This is a genomic window from Corynebacterium sp. H128 (assembly GCF_037482625.1).
Classification (GTDB): Bacteria; Actinomycetota; Actinomycetes; order Mycobacteriales; family Mycobacteriaceae; genus Corynebacterium.
The window spans coordinates 261,940-276,963 of sequence record NZ_JBBHKW010000002.1 but is presented as its reverse complement, the minus strand read 5'-3'; the positions used below and the strand labels follow the sequence as shown (position 1 = coordinate 276,963).

Annotated in this window: 15 protein-coding genes and 1 tRNA gene; 8 read left to right on the top strand and 8 right to left on the bottom strand. The window is 57.6% G+C overall.

The window, feature by feature from the left end; translation table 11 throughout:
• Positions 1-75: 75 nt before the first annotated feature.
• From WG915_RS03245 to WG915_RS03235, 3 genes are all read left to right on the top strand, one after another.
• Positions 76-417: a DUF485 domain-containing protein gene (locus tag WG915_RS03245; RefSeq protein WP_339563922.1), complete on the top strand. Its 342-nt coding sequence runs from the start codon at positions 76-78 to the stop codon at positions 415-417.
• An 8-nt stretch (positions 418-425) separates the two neighbouring features.
• Positions 426-2,042: a solute symporter family protein gene (locus WG915_RS03240; protein ID WP_339563921.1), complete on the top strand. Its 1,617-nt coding sequence runs from the start codon at positions 426-428 to the stop codon at positions 2,040-2,042.
• A gap of 66 nt (positions 2,043-2,108) precedes the next feature.
• Positions 2,109-2,897, top strand: coding sequence for a hypothetical protein (locus tag WG915_RS03235; protein WP_339563920.1), 789 nt, complete (start codon positions 2,109-2,111; stop codon positions 2,895-2,897).
• On the opposite strand, the gene WG915_RS03230 is transcribed toward WG915_RS03235, so the two are convergent.
• A complete protein-coding gene (locus tag WG915_RS03230; protein WP_339563919.1) occupies positions 2,894-3,808 on the bottom strand; it encodes a DUF1906 domain-containing protein in 915 nt (304 codons plus the stop codon). The two genes, WG915_RS03235 and WG915_RS03230, sit on opposite strands and share 4 nt — an antisense overlap.
• Positions 3,809-3,983: 175 nt before the next feature.
• Positions 3,984-4,056, bottom strand: a tRNA-Arg gene (locus WG915_RS03225).
• A gap of 168 nt (positions 4,057-4,224) precedes the next feature.
• Between WG915_RS03225 and WG915_RS03220 the strand changes: the two genes are divergently transcribed.
• Positions 4,225-4,500 (top strand): hypothetical protein, encoded by a 276-nt coding sequence (locus tag WG915_RS03220; protein WP_339563918.1) that lies wholly within the window; start codon positions 4,225-4,227, stop codon positions 4,498-4,500.
• Between the two features lie 66 nt (positions 4,501-4,566).
• A complete protein-coding gene (gene cobF / locus WG915_RS03215; protein WP_339563917.1) occupies positions 4,567-5,283 on the top strand; it encodes a precorrin-6A synthase (deacetylating) in 717 nt (238 codons plus the stop codon).
• A 19-nt stretch (positions 5,284-5,302) separates the two neighbouring features.
• Here cobF and WG915_RS03210 read toward each other — a convergent pair whose 3' ends face one another.
• From WG915_RS03210 to WG915_RS03190, 5 genes are all read right to left on the bottom strand, one after another.
• Positions 5,303-5,551 (bottom strand): mycoredoxin, encoded by a 249-nt coding sequence (locus WG915_RS03210; protein WP_339563916.1) that lies wholly within the window; start codon positions 5,549-5,551, stop codon positions 5,303-5,305.
• A 3-nt stretch (positions 5,552-5,554) separates the two neighbouring features.
• Entirely contained in the window at positions 5,555-6,055 is a 501-nt protein-coding gene (locus WG915_RS03205; RefSeq protein WP_339563915.1) for a dihydrofolate reductase, read from the bottom strand.
• A complete protein-coding gene (locus WG915_RS03200) occupies positions 6,055-6,852 on the bottom strand; it encodes a thymidylate synthase (protein WP_339563914.1) in 798 nt (265 codons plus the stop codon). Before WG915_RS03200 ends, WG915_RS03205 begins: the two co-directional genes overlap by 1 nt.
• A 63-nt stretch (positions 6,853-6,915) precedes the next feature.
• A complete protein-coding gene (locus WG915_RS03195; RefSeq protein ID WP_339563913.1) occupies positions 6,916-7,602 on the bottom strand; it encodes a DNA alkylation repair protein in 687 nt (228 codons plus the stop codon).
• Positions 7,589-8,347 carry a 3'(2'),5'-bisphosphate nucleotidase CysQ gene (locus WG915_RS03190; protein WP_339563912.1) on the bottom strand — a complete coding sequence of 253 codons (759 nt, stop codon included), beginning with the start codon at positions 8,345-8,347 and terminating at the stop codon, positions 7,589-7,591. The genes WG915_RS03195 and WG915_RS03190 overlap by 14 nt, the downstream gene beginning before the upstream one ends.
• Before the next feature lie 34 nt (positions 8,348-8,381).
• Between WG915_RS03190 and WG915_RS03185 the strand changes: the two genes are divergently transcribed.
• Positions 8,382-13,196, top strand: a complete 4,815-nt coding sequence (locus WG915_RS03185) for an ATP-dependent helicase (RefSeq protein WP_339563911.1) — start codon at positions 8,382-8,384, stop codon at positions 13,194-13,196.
• Positions 13,197-14,003, top strand: a complete 807-nt coding sequence (locus WG915_RS03180) for a DNA-formamidopyrimidine glycosylase family protein (RefSeq protein ID WP_339563910.1) — start codon at positions 13,197-13,199, stop codon at positions 14,001-14,003.
• Here the strand turns inward: WG915_RS03180 and WG915_RS03175 are convergent.
• On the bottom strand, positions 14,000-14,545 hold the full coding sequence (locus WG915_RS03175) for a DUF1707 SHOCT-like domain-containing protein (RefSeq protein WP_339563909.1): 546 nt from the start codon (positions 14,543-14,545) through the stop codon (positions 14,000-14,002). The two genes, WG915_RS03180 and WG915_RS03175, sit on opposite strands and share 4 nt — an antisense overlap.
• A gap of 56 nt (positions 14,546-14,601) precedes the next feature.
• On the opposite strand from WG915_RS03175, the gene WG915_RS03170 reads away from it, so the two are divergent.
• Positions 14,602-15,015: a YccF domain-containing protein gene (locus tag WG915_RS03170; RefSeq protein ID WP_339563908.1), complete on the top strand. Its 414-nt coding sequence runs from the start codon at positions 14,602-14,604 to the stop codon at positions 15,013-15,015.
• Positions 15,016-15,024: the final 9 nt, after the last annotated feature.

Below are 15,024 nucleotides of genomic sequence, written 5' to 3'. Positions count from 1 at the left end.
GCAAACCCTTGCCCTGTGAGTCACGACCGTAGTGACTTTTCAGCAATCAATAGAGAAAGCGAGATGACTTCTTCAATGAGCACAAGTCCTCACGCCCCAATCCGCCGTGAACCGACGGCAGCGGAGTTTCGCGCCATGCAGTCAAGCCCCCAGTTCCAAGAACTACGCTCGACTTTCCGTAGCTTTACGTTCCCAATGTCCATCGTCTTTTTCGTATGGTTCATCGGTTATGTACTGGTCGCAACGTACATGCCAGACCTCATGGGAAAGATCATCTTCGGCAACGTCAACCTGGGCATCATTCTCGGATTGCTGCAGTTCTTGACTACCTTCTTGATCACCTGGATCTACATCAAGTTTGCCAATAAGAATATCGAGCCGCGCGCTGCCGCGATTCGTCAAGCAATGGAAGGCTAGGTAACGGGATGAACAACTCTTACCTTCTGGCGGCCGAGTCGAATACCGGCAACCCAGTTCTAAACATCATCGTCTTTGTTATCTTCATTGTCGTCACCATGGCAATTGTGATGCGCGTAGGCAAAAAGACGTCTGAAGCTTCCGATTTCTACACCGGTGGCGCTTCCTTTACCGGCACCCAGAATGGCCTCGCTATCGCAGGTGACTACCTGTCAGCAGCTTCCTTCCTGGGAATCGTTGGAGCGATTGCGGTAACCGGCTACGACGGATTCTTGTACTCCATCGGATTCTTTGTCGCATGGCTGGTAGCCCTCCTGCTGGTGGCTGAGCCACTGCGAAACGTTGGCAAATTCACCATGGCTGATGTGCTGTCCTTCCGCCTGAAGCAAAAGCCAGTCCGCATGGCTGCAGCAATGGGTACCCTCTTTGTGTCGCTGTTCTACCTCATCGCTCAGATGGCGGGCGCCGGTTCCCTCGTCGCCGTGCTGCTGAACCTGCACGGTAAGACTGAACAGGCGATTATCGTTGTGATTGTTGGCATCATCATGATCGCCTACGTGCTCATCGGTGGCATGAAGGGCACTACTTACGTGCAGATGATCAAGGCAGTTCTTCTTGTTGGAACCGTGGTCATCATGACCGGATTGGTGTTCGTGGCCGTCAAGGGCGGCTTCTCTGAGCTATTCACCAAGGCAGTTGCCGCTCACGACGGCAATGAGGCACTGCTCAAGCCGGGTATGAAGTACGGCAAGACGGAGATTTCCAAGCTCGACTTCGTGTCCTTGGGCCTGGCACTGGTGCTGGGTACTGCAGGCCTGCCACACGTGCTGATGCGCTTCTACACCGTGCCGACCGCTAAGGAAGCCCGTAAGTCTGTGACTTGGGCGATCATCCTCATCGGCGCTTTTTACCTGATGACCCTGGTCCTCGGCTATGGTGCAGCTGCGCTGGTTGGACCTGATCGCATCAAGGCCGCGCCAGGTGGCGCGAACGCGGCAGCGCCGCTGCTGGCGCTGGAACTCGGTGGTTCCTTCTTTATGGCGATCATCTCCGCAATTGCCTTCGCTACTGTTCTCGCAGTGGTCGCCGGCCTGGCAATTACCGCCTCCGCCTCTGTTGCACATGACGTCTACCACTCCATCATCCGCAACGGTCAATCCACGGAAGAAGAGCAGGTGCGCGTCTCCCGCATCACCGTGGTTGTCATCGGCGTCGTCGCGATTGTCCTCGGTATCCTGGCCATGAGTCAGAACGTGGCCTTCCTGGTTGCCCTCGCCTTCGCTATTGCAGCGTCCGCGAACCTGCCAACCATCTTGTACTCGTTGTACTGGAAGAAGTTCAACACCACTGGTGCAGTGGTTGCGATTTACTCTGGCCTCGTTTCCGCACTGGTGTTGATCGTGTTTTCCCCAGCGGTTTCTGGTTCTGCCACCGCGATGTTCCCGAATGCGGACTTCGCATGGTTCCCATTGGCTAACCCAGGCATCGTTTCCATCCCGATGGGCTTTATCGGCGGCATCATCGGCACGTTGGTAGGCAAGCCAGACAACATGGATGACCTGCAGGCTGAGATGGAAGTTCGTTCCCTCACCGGTGTTGGCGTGGAAGCCCCCGTCGACCACTAAGCAATCGCTACAAGCGTGACAGCCCGGATGCAAGCTATGGCTTGCACCCGGGCTACACTGCTTTCTATGCTTTTTCGCGCTATTGTGCATCCGTTGCCGGTGCTGATGGTATCTGGGGTGGTGGCCTGCTTAGCGGGCTGCGCAGCGTCCGCGGAAGCGCCGGAACGGGCGTCGGCAAGCACTGCAGCGCCTGCGATCGCACTGCCAGAAGCCGATAATGACTACCTTTCGCCCGAACAAGTGGCAGATATTACGGGTTTTCCCGGCGGAGCGCAGTTGAGCTTTGAGCGGCTATCCGACGGCACCCATACCGGCAGTGCCAACGAACGTTTCCCACGTCCCGCACTCAGCCTGATCAAGCTTTACATCGCTGACTTCGTGCTGGCGCAGGATAACGAAGATGATAAAGACCTGGCAAGAATCATGATCTCAGATTCAGACGACTATGCTGCGGACACGCTCTATGCCAAGTATCCGGAGTCTATCGCCACCACGGTAGCGCACTACGGCCTGTGGTCCACCCATGACGCGGAACTGTGGGGAAATAGCGTGACGTCGACCTATGACGCGGTGAAGTTTATCCGGATTAAATTGCAGCGGGATCCGGATTCCCCAATTTTGGCCGCGATGCGGGAGAAGCATGAGGTTGCCGCGGATGGGTATGCGCAAAATTTTGGTACCTCGGTGCTGCCAAGGGCCGAGGGGACAAAATGGGGATGGTCCGATGACCTGATGTTGCATTCCTCCATTAGTTTCGGCGACGACTATGTGGCAGCCGCCGCCGTAATGGGCAGTGCGGAGGACCTCACTGCGCTAGTGGAACGCCAGCTAGGGCCGGCGCTCGCTGCACCCTAGCTAGATGCGATGCCTCGTACTTGGTTGACTAGGGCGATGGCATCGTTGATTTGTTGCTGGCTGGGCAACTGCACGCCCTTTAGATCGGCTGGCAGCAAAGCGGAGAGCTGATCGGTGTTAGGGATGGCTGGGATCGTCTCTGGTGTCGGGGAAGGGCCATAGCCGGGCTTCCATTGGCCCCAGTCGTGCGCGTAGACATTGTTGACGTCCACTTCGATACCGTTGATGGTTTCCTTCCAACCCGATTTTTGATGAATCGTGGTGCGGGGATGGATACGGCCGTCGGAGCCCCAGTCGTGCATCCAGAAGAACTCTCCCAGGCCATCCTGAACTGCCCATTCGATGGTGTTGTAGTTACCGTACACACCGAGCTTTAGGCCTGCGGATTCTAGGGCCGATTTGAATGCCTGCAGGTAGGGACGGATCTGGCCGTCGTACTGCTCACGAGACGGGTTGTCGTCGATAGCGACGTAGATTGGTCGTCCGGTTGCTCCGCCCGCGGCAGAATGAAGTGCTATGGCTTGGGGTGCGTGCAGTGCGGCTCCCGCAGCGCCTTGCAGCCAATCGGCGTTCGATGCGCGCCCGAATTGGTACACGGATGCTACCTCGAGGCCTGCGGCGGCAAAGGCCTTGGTTTCGGCAATTTTTACTGGCTTGCCCTTCATCCAGCTCGCCGCGTCTGGGCGTGCCTCGGAAACGTATCGGACAGCACCTAGGTGGCCCTGCGCTTGCACTGCCTTCGCATCAGGAACGCCACCGGAATAGTCAATAACGGTGCCGATCGGCGCGCTGAGTGCATGAGCTTGCGGCAGCTTTGCGACGGCATTAAGCGCAAGCGGGGCAACAGCGGCAAGCGCGCCAGCTTTGAAGCCAGCTTCCAAGAACGAGCGACGAGACAGTTGGGAAGACATACTACTCCAGAGGTAATTGTGAACTCATGAGTTATTTTGTAAAACAATTGTCACAATAGCAAGGATTTAAGGATTTGGGCGAGGGGGACCGCAATGGGGTACGGGTCACATCGCTAGCGCCTAATGAAAACAAGAAACCCGCCGCCAGTAGATTACTGGTCGGCGGGGTTAAAAGTGCCCCCGAGAGGAATCGAACCTCCGACACCGGCTTTAGGAGAGCCGTGCTCTATCCACTGAGCTACGAGGGCAATTGAATTGACTCCAAAAGTTTAGCCTACGCGTCCGCGAAGCCAAATAACCGGGCAGGGGGACACGTTTGGGGGACAAAAATACGAGTTTGCGAGCGAAAGAGGGGTAATCCCGCCTAGGCTATATAAAGAGACTTATTCGCAACTTAGAAGAGACAGGTGTTCGCCATGGCCGAACTCAAGCCAACCTTTACCGATGTTAACCGTCGCAACATCCAGGTACACGTTGTCACCAAGAACGACGTTCCTGCACTCGCTATTGAGGAGATTTTGGAAGACGGCACCACCAAGCGCCTCTTGCTGCTGAACAAGTATGATTCCAAGCAGCTTTCTGCCGCTTGCGATATGTTCCTGCAGCAGGTTTTCTCTGCGCAGTTCACCAACATGGTTAGCGGTTTGTCGCCACATGAGATGGCGGTGCTCTTCGCTGACGAAGACGAATAGCCTCATCTAGTTAATCGCGGCGCCACCATTTTTGGTGGCGCCTTTTTTGCGTGTTAGATAGGAATCATGCAGCACATTGAAGTCATTGGCATCGGCGCCGGGAATCCGAAACACCTCACCCTGCAAGCTATTGAAGCCTTGCAAAACTCTGACGCGGTGCTTGCTCTGGACAAGGGCGACACCAAATCGGATCTGCTCATGCTGCGGCAGCAGATCATTGATGCTCATGCTCTTGGCACTCCGCTCATCACCGTCGCGGATCCAGAGCGGGATCGAAACCCAGTTGACTATAAAGCTGAGGTGGAACGCTGGCATCAGGCGCGGGCTCAGCTGCTTATTGACGCCATGCCGGCCTCCGGCACCGTTGCTTTTCTGGTCTGGGGGGACCCCTCGTTGTACGACTCAACGCTTCGCATCATCGAGCGGATGCGTGGACTTGGTCTGGAAGCGACGCTAAGAGTCACCCCAGGTATAACGGCCGTACAGTCTCTTTGCGCTGAACATGGATTACTCATCAACCGGATAGGCGAGGATATCCGAATCACTACGGGAAGAGCCCTGCTTGAAGGTCCCATTACTAATGCCGTCGTGATGCTTGACGGGGGAGCCGCCTGGCTCGACGTATCGGAGGCTCACATTTGGTGGGGAGCCTACCTTGGCACCGAGAAACAAGTCCTGCGTTCAGGGCTAGTCTCCGAGATCGGGGAGCAGTTAGCAGCCGAAAAGGCCGCTTTACGCGCCCAAAACGGCTGGATCATGGACATCTATCTGCTGCGGCAATAGGAATTTCTCGGCAGCGTCGCTAGGAGGAGAGTTCCTCAAGCTTCCGGCGGACCTCCGAGGCTGGCGGATTAGTGGCGTAGGTGCCATCGGAATACTTCACGGTTGGCACAACACGGTTACCGTCGTTGACGGACTCTACCCAGGATGCGGCTTCAGCATCTTCCTCAACATCGATCCTCGTGAAGGGCGTCTCGGTACGATTCAAAGCCTTAACAAGACGCTGGCAGAAGGGGCACCATTCGGTGGTGTACAACGTGATGTGTTCCATGGTTTAAGTCCTTTCGTAGTACAAGAAACGATAGCGCACGGATTCCTTGTTTGGATCGCCTAGCAGGTGGCCGGCCTGCGATGTCTGCCAGTCAGTGGCGTCGACAAGCGTGAAGCCCGTGAGCGGAGGCGCGAACACTGCGTGCGGTATTCCCGCTAACTCAGCATCCACCTCGGTGATCACGGCCCGCTGTACCTGAGTCAACGTATCGGCGTAAACCCGACCGCCTCCCATGATCCAGGCATCAATGGCTGGGATTTCCTGGATTACAGTGGCCCCTGCGGACCACTGGCCGGGAGTACGATGGGACAGCACATAGTTCTCGCGGCCAGGCAAGGGACGAAACTTCTCCGGGATTGACTCCCACGTGGCCCGGCCCATAATCACCGGCTGCCCCATAGTCGTGTGCTTGAAATGTGCCAGATCCTCCGGCAGATGCCAAGGCATATCGACGCCATCGCCGATCACACCGTCGCGTGACTGTGCCCAAATGGCCTGCAGCACTAGACTGCCACCGCGCCCTTAATTGCCGGGTGCGGATCGTAGCCCTCCAGCTGACAGTCTGCAAAGGTGTAGTCGAAGAGAGACGCTGCCTTGGACAAACGAAGCTGCGGGTAGGGGCGTGGCTCACGCGAAAGCTGGGTGCGCACCTGCTCGACGTGGTTGTCATAGATGTGGCAATCACCACCCGTCCAAATAAACTCGCCCACCTCTAAGCCTGCTTGCTGCGCGAACATGTGGGTAAGCAGAGAATAAGAAGCGATATTAAACGGCACACCAAGGAACATATCTGCAGAGCGCTGGTACAGCTGACAAGACAGTTTGCCCTCTGCCACGTAGAACTGGAACAACAAGTGACACGGTGGCAGAGCCATGTTCTCCAATTCCGACACATTCCATGCGGAAACAATATTGCGGCGGGAATCCGGATTGCTCTTCAGCATCTCCAAGGCGCCGGAAATCTGGTCCACATGGCCACCATTAGGAGTAGGCCAAGAACGCCACTGGACACCATATACCGGCCCTAGTTCGCCGTCCGCTGCAGCCCATTCATCCCAAATGCGGATGTTGTTGTCTTGCAGCCATTTCACGTTAGAACTGCCCTGTAAGAACCACAGCAGTTCTCCGACAACTCCCTTCCAGTACACCTTCTTTGTGGTGATCAGTGGGAATTCATCGGCCAGGTTAAAGCGAATCTGCTGTCCGAACAGGCTCGTGGTGCCGGTTCCGGTGCGGTCCGATTTCTTAGAACCTTCGGCGAGGATCTTGGCCAACAAGTCTTCATATGGAGTGGCGATCATGCCTCATAGCGTAACCGAAGGCCTGCAAGTGGGCCTACTTTGGATCCGCGACACTGCAAGGTACTAGAGGTGCTTGAGAGCCTCGCGCTTGGAAAGCGGTTGCAGTTCATGTGAGCTCACAAATTCGCGCACCCACTCTGGGTTTGCCCGCGCGTAGTCGCGCAATGCCCAGCCGATAGCTTTGGCGATGAAAAACTCACGGTCGTGCAGATTCGGCTCAATACACTGCGTAAGTAGTGCTGTATCCAGCGAATCGCGGGCTTGTAATTGGTGGATAATCGCGTACCTGCGCACCCACATGTTCTTATCCACGGCCCAAAGGCGCATTACTCTTGCAGACTCCTCGGGAAACCGAGCACGCAAAAAAGACTGTACTTTCACCACGGCGTCCACTAGGTCCCACCAAGCGCCTTCGGTGACGATCTGCTTGATCAGCGGCATCACAGCCAATGAAAGGGTGCTGCAATACCGGGGGATAGTCAGGGTGAAAATAGCGCTTCGGCGCTCGTCACGAGTTTGGGCTCCAGTCCACAGCGCGCTGACTTCAGCGATCAGTTCCGCGTCCGAGGGGGCGGGCCCCAGCACTGCTAAGGCGTGGATATTGACCAAGCGCCTGAGATCCGCTGTCACCAGCCCGACCATCGCTTCGGTGGTCTTCAAGTAGCGCTGCTGGCCAGCAGCGCGCTCCGGGTCTGCGAGTTCCGCAAACGCCGGGCGCAAAGCCGTCGCTAAGCGGCTAGTAGGAACCATGGCTTTCCAGGTAGGCCGTTGCATGGCTAATGATGTCTTCAGCCAGCTCCGGGCGACAAACCAGCAAATCCGGCATGTAGGTATCGCGGTTGTTGTAGGTCAGCTCATCGCCATTCAAGCGAGAACAGTGCAGCCCTGCCGCCCGTGCGACACCCACAGGCGCGGCAGAGTCCCACTCGTATTGACCGCCGGCGTGGACATAAGCATCGGAGTCGCCGAGGAGAACGTGCATTGCCTTGGCTCCAGCAGATCCCATAGGGCTGAGTTCAAAGCCCATAGAATCAGCGATGTGCTGCGCAACCTTTGGGGCGCGGTTACGGGAGACAACGATCTTGTGGGACATCGGCCCCATCACAGCCTTGGTCTCTTCGGCGCTGAAGACAACTCCCAGGTCAGGCAGTCCGACGGCGGCGTGGATCGGCTGGCCGTTTTCCACGAGCGCAATGTGAACAGCCCAGTCCTGGCGACCACCGGCGAACTCTTTGGTGCCATCCAGCGGGTCAATGATCCAGACGCGCTCTTTGCTGAGACGGGATTGATCATCGGCGGCCTCCTCCGACAAGACGCCGTCTTCTGGCCGGTGCTGTGCAATAACACGGGCAATCCAGTTTTGCGCGAGTTCATCGCCAGCGTCGCCGAGCGCGCGGTCGCGCAGTAGTCCCACGCCACGGACACCTTTCAAAATCTCACCTGTTCCCAGGGCGAGTCGGTACGTGAGGCGGGAGTCATCAATCGAAGCAGTCATGCTTTTCATGGTAGTTGTTTGGTTACATGGAAGCATGACATCCACCATCCTTGATCGCTTCCGCCCGCAAGTGAGGACGTGGTTCGAGGACGTATTCGCAGCTCCCACGGCAGTTCAAGAGCAAGCTTGGCAGGAAATCTCCGCAGGATCGCATGCCCTGGTCGTGGCACCGACTGGTTCCGGTAAAACCTTGGCGGCGTTTCTGTGGGCGATTAATGCGCTCGTGGAAGAACCTGAGCAGCCCCCTTTGCCGGCGCTTATCGACGCCCCTTACACATCTTCCCGCAGCAATGCCAAAGTCAAAGTGCTTTATATTTCTCCGCTCAAAGCCCTGGGAGTGGACGTGGAAAACAATCTCCGGGCGCCGCTTGTGGGCATTTCGCGGGTGGCAGCTCGGCTCGGGTTTGCGGAGCCAACAGTGTCGGTTGGTGTGCGCTCAGGAGATACCCCGGCCGCAGAGCGCAACCGACAATTGCGACAGCCACCGGACATCCTCATCACGACGCCGGAATCGCTATATCTGATGCTGACTTCTAAGGCTGCTACGATCCTCGACCAGGTAGACACCGTCATCATTGATGAAATCCATGCCATGGCGGGCACAAAGCGTGGAGTGCATTTGGCACTTTCTTTAGAAAGGCTCGCGGCGCTGGCAGGGGAGTTCCAACGCATCGGTCTTTCAGCTACAGTCCGGCCGCTTGAGCGGGTGGCTGCGTTTCTAGGGGGATCTCGTCCCGTTGCGCTGGTTGCGCCGGAGAGTTCTAAACAATGGCAGCTGGATATTCACGTTCCGGTAGCTGATCTCTCCGATTTACCGACTGCTGAGCAAGGTTCACCGATTGGGGAAGCAGTGCTTGATGACCCATACGGGTTCGGCGGGGCGACTCCAGCGCAGGAATCGGCGTTGCCACAGCAAAAGTCCATTTGGCCTTTCATCGAGGAAGAGCTCTACGCGGAAGTGATGGCGGCGCATTCGACGCTGGTATTCGTCAACTCTCGGCGCACCGCTGAGCGTCTCACCTCTCGCCTTAATGAGTTGTACGCCTTAGAGCAAGATCCGGCAGCCTTGTCTCCTGAACTGCGACGCAACCCGGCCCAGTTGATGAAGTCCGTTGACGTCGCGGGGAAAGCTCCCGTCGTCATCGCGCGAGCCCATCACGGGTCAGTGTCCAAAGAGGAAAGAAATCGAACTGAAACGGCCCTCAAAGCTGGCGAACTCAAATGCGTTATCGCAACCTCCTCGCTGGAGTTGGGCATCGATATGGGTGCGGTCGATCTGGTTATCCAAGTCGAATCTCCGCCCTCCGTAGCTTCTGGTCTGCAACGAGTAGGCCGCGCAGGGCACTCCGTCGGTGCTGTCTCGCGGGGCAGCTTTTATCCTAAGCATCGCTCAGATCTCGTCCAATCAGCGGTGACCGTTGATCGGATGCGAGCGGGGCGCATTGAAGAGCTGCGAGTTCCGCAGAATGCATTGGATGTCTTACTTCAACAAACCATCGCTGCTACGGTCTTGCAGGATCTCAACGTCGAGGAATGGTTCGATACCGTGCGCCGGGCTTACCCCTATCGTGACCTTGCGCGTGACGTCTTTGATGCGGTCCTCGATCTGGCTTCGGGCAGTTACCCATCTACCGATTTCGCGGAGCTACGCCCGCGGGTAGTGTACGACCGTGCTGCGGGAGTTCTTTCAGCTCGTCCTGGCGCGCAGCGTGTCGCGGTGACCAGTGGTGGCACCATCCCGGATCGTGGGATGTTCGGTGTCTTTTTGACAGGATCAACGCAAGATCGAGCTCCACGCCGGGTGGGTGAGTTAGACGAAGAAATGGTCTACGAATCCCGCGTCGGTGATGTGTTTACCCTGGGCGCCACGAGTTGGCGCATCGAGGACATTACCCGTGACCAGGTCTTGGTTTCTCCCGCGCCGGGCCACACCGGGCGGCTGCCGTTCTGGACTGGTGACCAGGCGGGACGCCCCGCTGAGCTTGGTGTTGCGCTCGGAGAGTTCCGGCGGGAGGTGCGTCGCGACGCCGCGGTGTTGGACCACATCGGGCTGGATGCGCGAGCGCGAAACAACCTCATCCAGTTCCTACAAGAACAAGAAGCAGCGACCGGGCTCGTCCCAGATGAAAAGACCCTGCTCTTAGAGCGCTTCCGTGATGAGATGGGGGACTGGCGGGTAGTGTTGCACACGCCTTTTGGTCGCGGAGTAAATGCGGCTTGGGCACTGGCTGTAGGGGCTCGTATTGCGGCGGACACCGGCATGGATGCCCAAGCAGTTGCCGGAGACGATGGGATTGTACTGCGGTTGCCGGAGTCGGACTCAGAGCCTGGTGCTGCGCTGTTCAGCTTCGACGCGGAGGAGATCCGGGACATCGTCACCGAGCAGGTGGGCAATTCCGCCTTGTTTGCGTCGAGGTTCCGCGAATGCGCTGCCCGTGGTCTGCTGCTGCCACGTCGAAATCCGGGAAAGCGCGCTCCGCTGTGGCAGCAACGGCAACGGGCAGCCCAGCTACTCGACGTCGCTAGGAAGTATCCCTCGTTTCCCATCATCTTGGAAACCGTGCGTGAGTGCTTGCAAGACGTCTATGACTTGCCCGCCCTGCAGCAAGTGCAGCGTGATCTCGGGTTGCGGAACATCCGTATTGCAGAGGTGACCACCGAGCAGCCGAGCCCGTTCGCCTCGACTCTGCTGTTCAACTACACGGGCGCGTTCATGTACGAAGGGGACTCTCCGCTCGCGGAAAAGCGTGCCGCCGCGTTGGCTCTTGATCCGAACCTCTTAGCCAAGCTTCTCGGCACCGTTGAACTGCGAGAACTCCTCGACCAAGAGGTTATCGCGCAGGTGCATGCCGGACTACAACGCATAGCGCCAGAACGACGCGGGCGAACCCCAGAAGAGCTGGCTGACATTTTGCGCCTCATCGGCCCAATTCCCCTTGCAACTTTGGAACAGCATGTGAGCTTTCCTCGTCCCTTGGAATCCGCCCTAGGCAGCCTGGGAAATCGAGTGATGCAGGTGCGTATCGCTGGCCAAGAACACCTTGCCCAGAGCATAGATGCGCCTTTGCTTCGCGATGCGCTAGGAATCCCCGTGCCTGCTGGGGTTTCAGCACAATCCACTCCCATCACTGATGCCTTAGCCCAGTTGGTGCACCGCTTTGCGCGAAGTCGTGGCCCCTTCACAGTGGCAGAATTGGCGAATACTTTCGGCCTAGGGCATTCAACTGCACTAGTAGCTGTACAGACCGCCCTGGCGCAGAAAGTGGTGGTGGAGGGGCACTATCGCACGAGTGTAGTGGAGGTCGAATACTGCGCAGTTGAAGTGCTGAAGCGGATCCGGTCGATCAGCTTGGCCCGGGCTCGTGCCGAATCGGAGCCGGTTTCCGCCAGTACTTTCGGGCGGTTCTTACCCGAATGGTTGGGGGTTGCGGCCGTCGGCAAGCAGCCTGAGCTCAGTGGCGCTGATGGGGTATTTCAAGTGTTGGAGCAGCTAGCAGGGGTGCGACTTCCAGCCAGCGCCTGGGAGACTCTTGTGCTGCCTGCGCGCGTGGCAGATTATGCCCCTGCGCTGCTAGATGAGCTGACATCCTCTGGCGAGATTCGCATTCTGGGCGCGGGTGTTGCGGCAACAAAGGATCCGTGGGTGATGCTTTTGCCTGCAGACTACGCGGCAGAATTGGCCCCGCAGCTGCAGGAACCCGCGCTTTCTCCGCTCGAAGAACAAATACTAGAAATACTTCGGCGCGGTGGTAGTTTCTACTTTGCGGACTTGGTCACGGAGATCCAGGTGCCAGTCGCGGAACTGCGGGACGCGTTGTGGTCGCTGGTCGACCAAGGCTTAGCGACGCCGGATAGCTTCGCTGCACTACGCGCCAGGCTTTCCGGGGCAGGAAGCAAGGGAACTGCACATCGTGCACAGCGACGCCCTACCCGGGGACGACTAAGAATGGGGCGCACCTCCTTTGCCCAGAGCCAACAACAGGGAGTACCGCCAGACATGCTGGGCAGGTGGAGCCTGAGTGTTCAGCCTTCCAACGAGGCGACGGCGCGGTCTGTTGCCCACGGTGAAGCCTGGTTGGATCGTTATGGTGTGGTGACGCGTGGCTCGATTGTCGCGGAGGATGTCCTCGGGGGCTTCGCCTTGGCGTATAAGGTGTTGTCTCGTTTCGAAGAAAACGGCAAAGCACTGCGGGGTTATGTTATCGAGGGCCTGGGAGCCGCGCAGTTTTCCACGCCAGCCATCGTCGATAGGCTGCGTGGCCTTGGCGATAGTGCAGACCTGAGTGGTTGGCCCTCAGGGGCGAAGGATCCCTTGATGTATGTGCTCGCCGCCACTGACCCCGCGAATCCTTATGGCGCAGCATTGCCGTGGCCGGACGTTGAGTTGCGGCCCAGTCGGTCTGCGGGCGCGCTCGTGTTGCTTGTCGACGGCCTCCTCCTTGCACAGCTCAGCCGCGGTGGCCGCACTCTCAACCTGTTTTTTGAAAGCTTGCCGGATGGGATTGGCGAAAGCACCGTGCAACTGGTGGAACGAGTGGTGATTGCGCTGTCGAGCAGCATCGCTAGCGGCAGGCTCCAGCGCATCGTCGTCGAAAAAATCAACGGTGAGTCCGTTTTCGAATCCGATCTTGTTGCAGAGTTCAAACAGGCCGGTGCCACCATCACCCCCAAAGGCCTGAAAATCGGTGGGAGACCCGCAGATCGCGGTGCTGCTAGGAAAGCACCGCAGCGTGGCCGCTCGCTGAAAGATGCCGTGTCCTTTGATGACAATGAAGAAGACCGTTCCGAATGGTCTGAGGACCCACCGCCACTGAGCTTTGGGAACCCATTCAATCGAAAGGGGCAATAGGTGCCTGAGGGAGATTCCGTTTACCAACTCTCCAAACGCTTGCAGTTCTTGCGAGGCAGGGAGGTGCTCGCTACGTCTCTACGCGTACCGAGCGTGGCACTGACACGCTTCGACGGCGAGCGGGTACAGCGACTCTGGCCTTATGGCAAACACTTATTCATGCAGTTCAGCGGCGGGAATATTTTGCACACGCACCTGAAGATGGAAGGAACCTGGGCAATCCATCGCCTGGGGGATAAGTGGCCGAAACAGGGACACCTCGCCCGCGTAGTGCTGCAGTTCCGGGACGAGCCCCGGCCCATCGAAGTCATTGGTTTCGAACTAGGACTGGTCGAAGTATTTCCGGCCAGTAGCTACGCCGAAAAAATGGGGTATCTCGGCCCCGATGTCCTCTATCCCGATTGGGAAGAATACGGGAAAATGGCAGCGCTACGTCGAATTGCTGCGCGGCCCGAACGCCCCATCGGATCGGCGCTGTTAGATCAGAAGAACCTTGCTGGGGTGGGTAACGAGTACCGAGCAGAAATCTGCTTCCTTGCTGGCATTCATCCCGGTACACCAGTAGCTCATGTGGACGTGCCGCGAGTCCTAGCTATCACCCGGCGCGTCATGTGGGAGAACCGAAACTCGCCGATCCGGGTGACTACCGGAGTGAAACGCGCTGGGGAAAACAGCTACGTCTTTGGGCGGCACGGCCAACCATGTCGGCGTTGCGGTACTCCGATATTGAAAGACTCATTGCAGTGGGATCCGGATGAACTCGAAAGAATTGTGTGGTGGTGCCCCAACTGCCAGCTGCGTGGCTAGCCTTCGAGTTCGCGGAGGCGCTTTTCGGCGTCGATAAGCCGCTGCTGTTTTGCTTTCGCCTCTGCCTTTTCGAGCGACTCAAAAGCCTTTTCTTCGTGTTCGTCGAAGCGAAGCAGCGCACGGGATCCCACCATGCCTGCGCCGGCAGCCAACATGGCTACCCAAAAATAAGACCAGTCAAGAGCCATCCCGACGAAAAATACAGTCAGCCCCACGGCAGTGAAAACTAAATCGAGGACCTGGATCTTCCTGCCACGCGCCTTCAGATCATTCAGTTCTGCCACGTCAGGGGCAATGTCCGCTAGGGGAGTAGCTGCCGGAAGCTGAGCTTGCAGCCCGGTGGCTCCCACAGTGAAGGGGACGCCGCCGGGTAAGTCTTCGAACAGTTCCTTCAACTCGCTGAACGTTCGTGCGGTAGCTGCCTTCTCTGTGCGCTCGTTGAACTCAGTCATGTCGATGCGCCCCTCGGCGAAGTGAGTGCCAAGAGCCTGTAGCGCAACAGAACGCTCGGAATCAGAAAGTCGAATGTCATCGGTAGCCACAGACATATTCTAGATCACCCGTGTCGCCTAAGAGCGCGAAGCCATATGCTGGAGGCATGAAAACCATCCTGAACATCATTTGGGTCATCACCGGCGGAATCTGGCTGTCCTTGAGCTACTACTTGGCTGGCATCATTGCTTGCATTTTTGTGGTCACAATCCCGGCCGGGGTAGCAGCCTTCCGCATCGCAAATTACGTCTTGTGGCCATTTGGCCGCACTGTTGTGCAACCAACCTCGGGTAGCTCTCCGCTTGGTGCGCTGTCGAACGTCGTGTGGTTCCTTGTGGCTGGGCTGTGGTTAGCTCTTGGTCACGTCACCACAGCGGTCGCGCAAGCAGTCACGATTATTGGGATCCCGCTAGCCTGGGCAAATCTCAAGATGATACCGGTCACTTGCTTCCCATTCGGCAAAACTATTGTTGCCTCCGACCGCATCCCCTACGGTTACGAACCGATGGTGAAGATGTAAGCGACGAAT

Coding starts and splice junctions, on each gene's coding strand:
- WG915_RS03245 (WP_339563922.1), top strand. CDS start 76: ATGAGCACAAGTCCTCACGCCCCAATCCGCCGTGAACCGACGGCAGCG.
- WG915_RS03240 (WP_339563921.1), top strand. CDS start 426: ATGAACAACTCTTACCTTCTGGCGGCCGAGTCGAATACCGGCAACCCA.
- WG915_RS03235 (WP_339563920.1), top strand. CDS start 2,109: ATGCTTTTTCGCGCTATTGTGCATCCGTTGCCGGTGCTGATGGTATCT.
- WG915_RS03230 (WP_339563919.1), bottom strand. CDS start 3,808: ATGTCTTCCCAACTGTCTCGTCGCTCGTTCTTGGAAGCTGGCTTCAAA.
- WG915_RS03220 (WP_339563918.1), top strand. CDS start 4,225: ATGGCCGAACTCAAGCCAACCTTTACCGATGTTAACCGTCGCAACATC.
- cobF (WP_339563917.1), top strand. CDS start 4,567: ATGCAGCACATTGAAGTCATTGGCATCGGCGCCGGGAATCCGAAACAC.
- WG915_RS03210 (WP_339563916.1), bottom strand. CDS start 5,551: ATGGAACACATCACGTTGTACACCACCGAATGGTGCCCCTTCTGCCAG.
- WG915_RS03200 (WP_339563914.1), bottom strand. CDS start 6,852: ATGATCGCCACTCCATATGAAGACTTGTTGGCCAAGATCCTCGCCGAA.
- WG915_RS03195 (WP_339563913.1), bottom strand. CDS start 7,602: ATGGTTCCTACTAGCCGCTTAGCGACGGCTTTGCGCCCGGCGTTTGCG.
- WG915_RS03190 (WP_339563912.1), bottom strand. CDS start 8,347: ATGACTGCTTCGATTGATGACTCCCGCCTCACGTACCGACTCGCCCTG.
- WG915_RS03185 (WP_339563911.1), top strand. CDS start 8,382: ATGACATCCACCATCCTTGATCGCTTCCGCCCGCAAGTGAGGACGTGG.
- WG915_RS03170 (WP_339563908.1), top strand. CDS start 14,602: ATGAAAACCATCCTGAACATCATTTGGGTCATCACCGGCGGAATCTGG.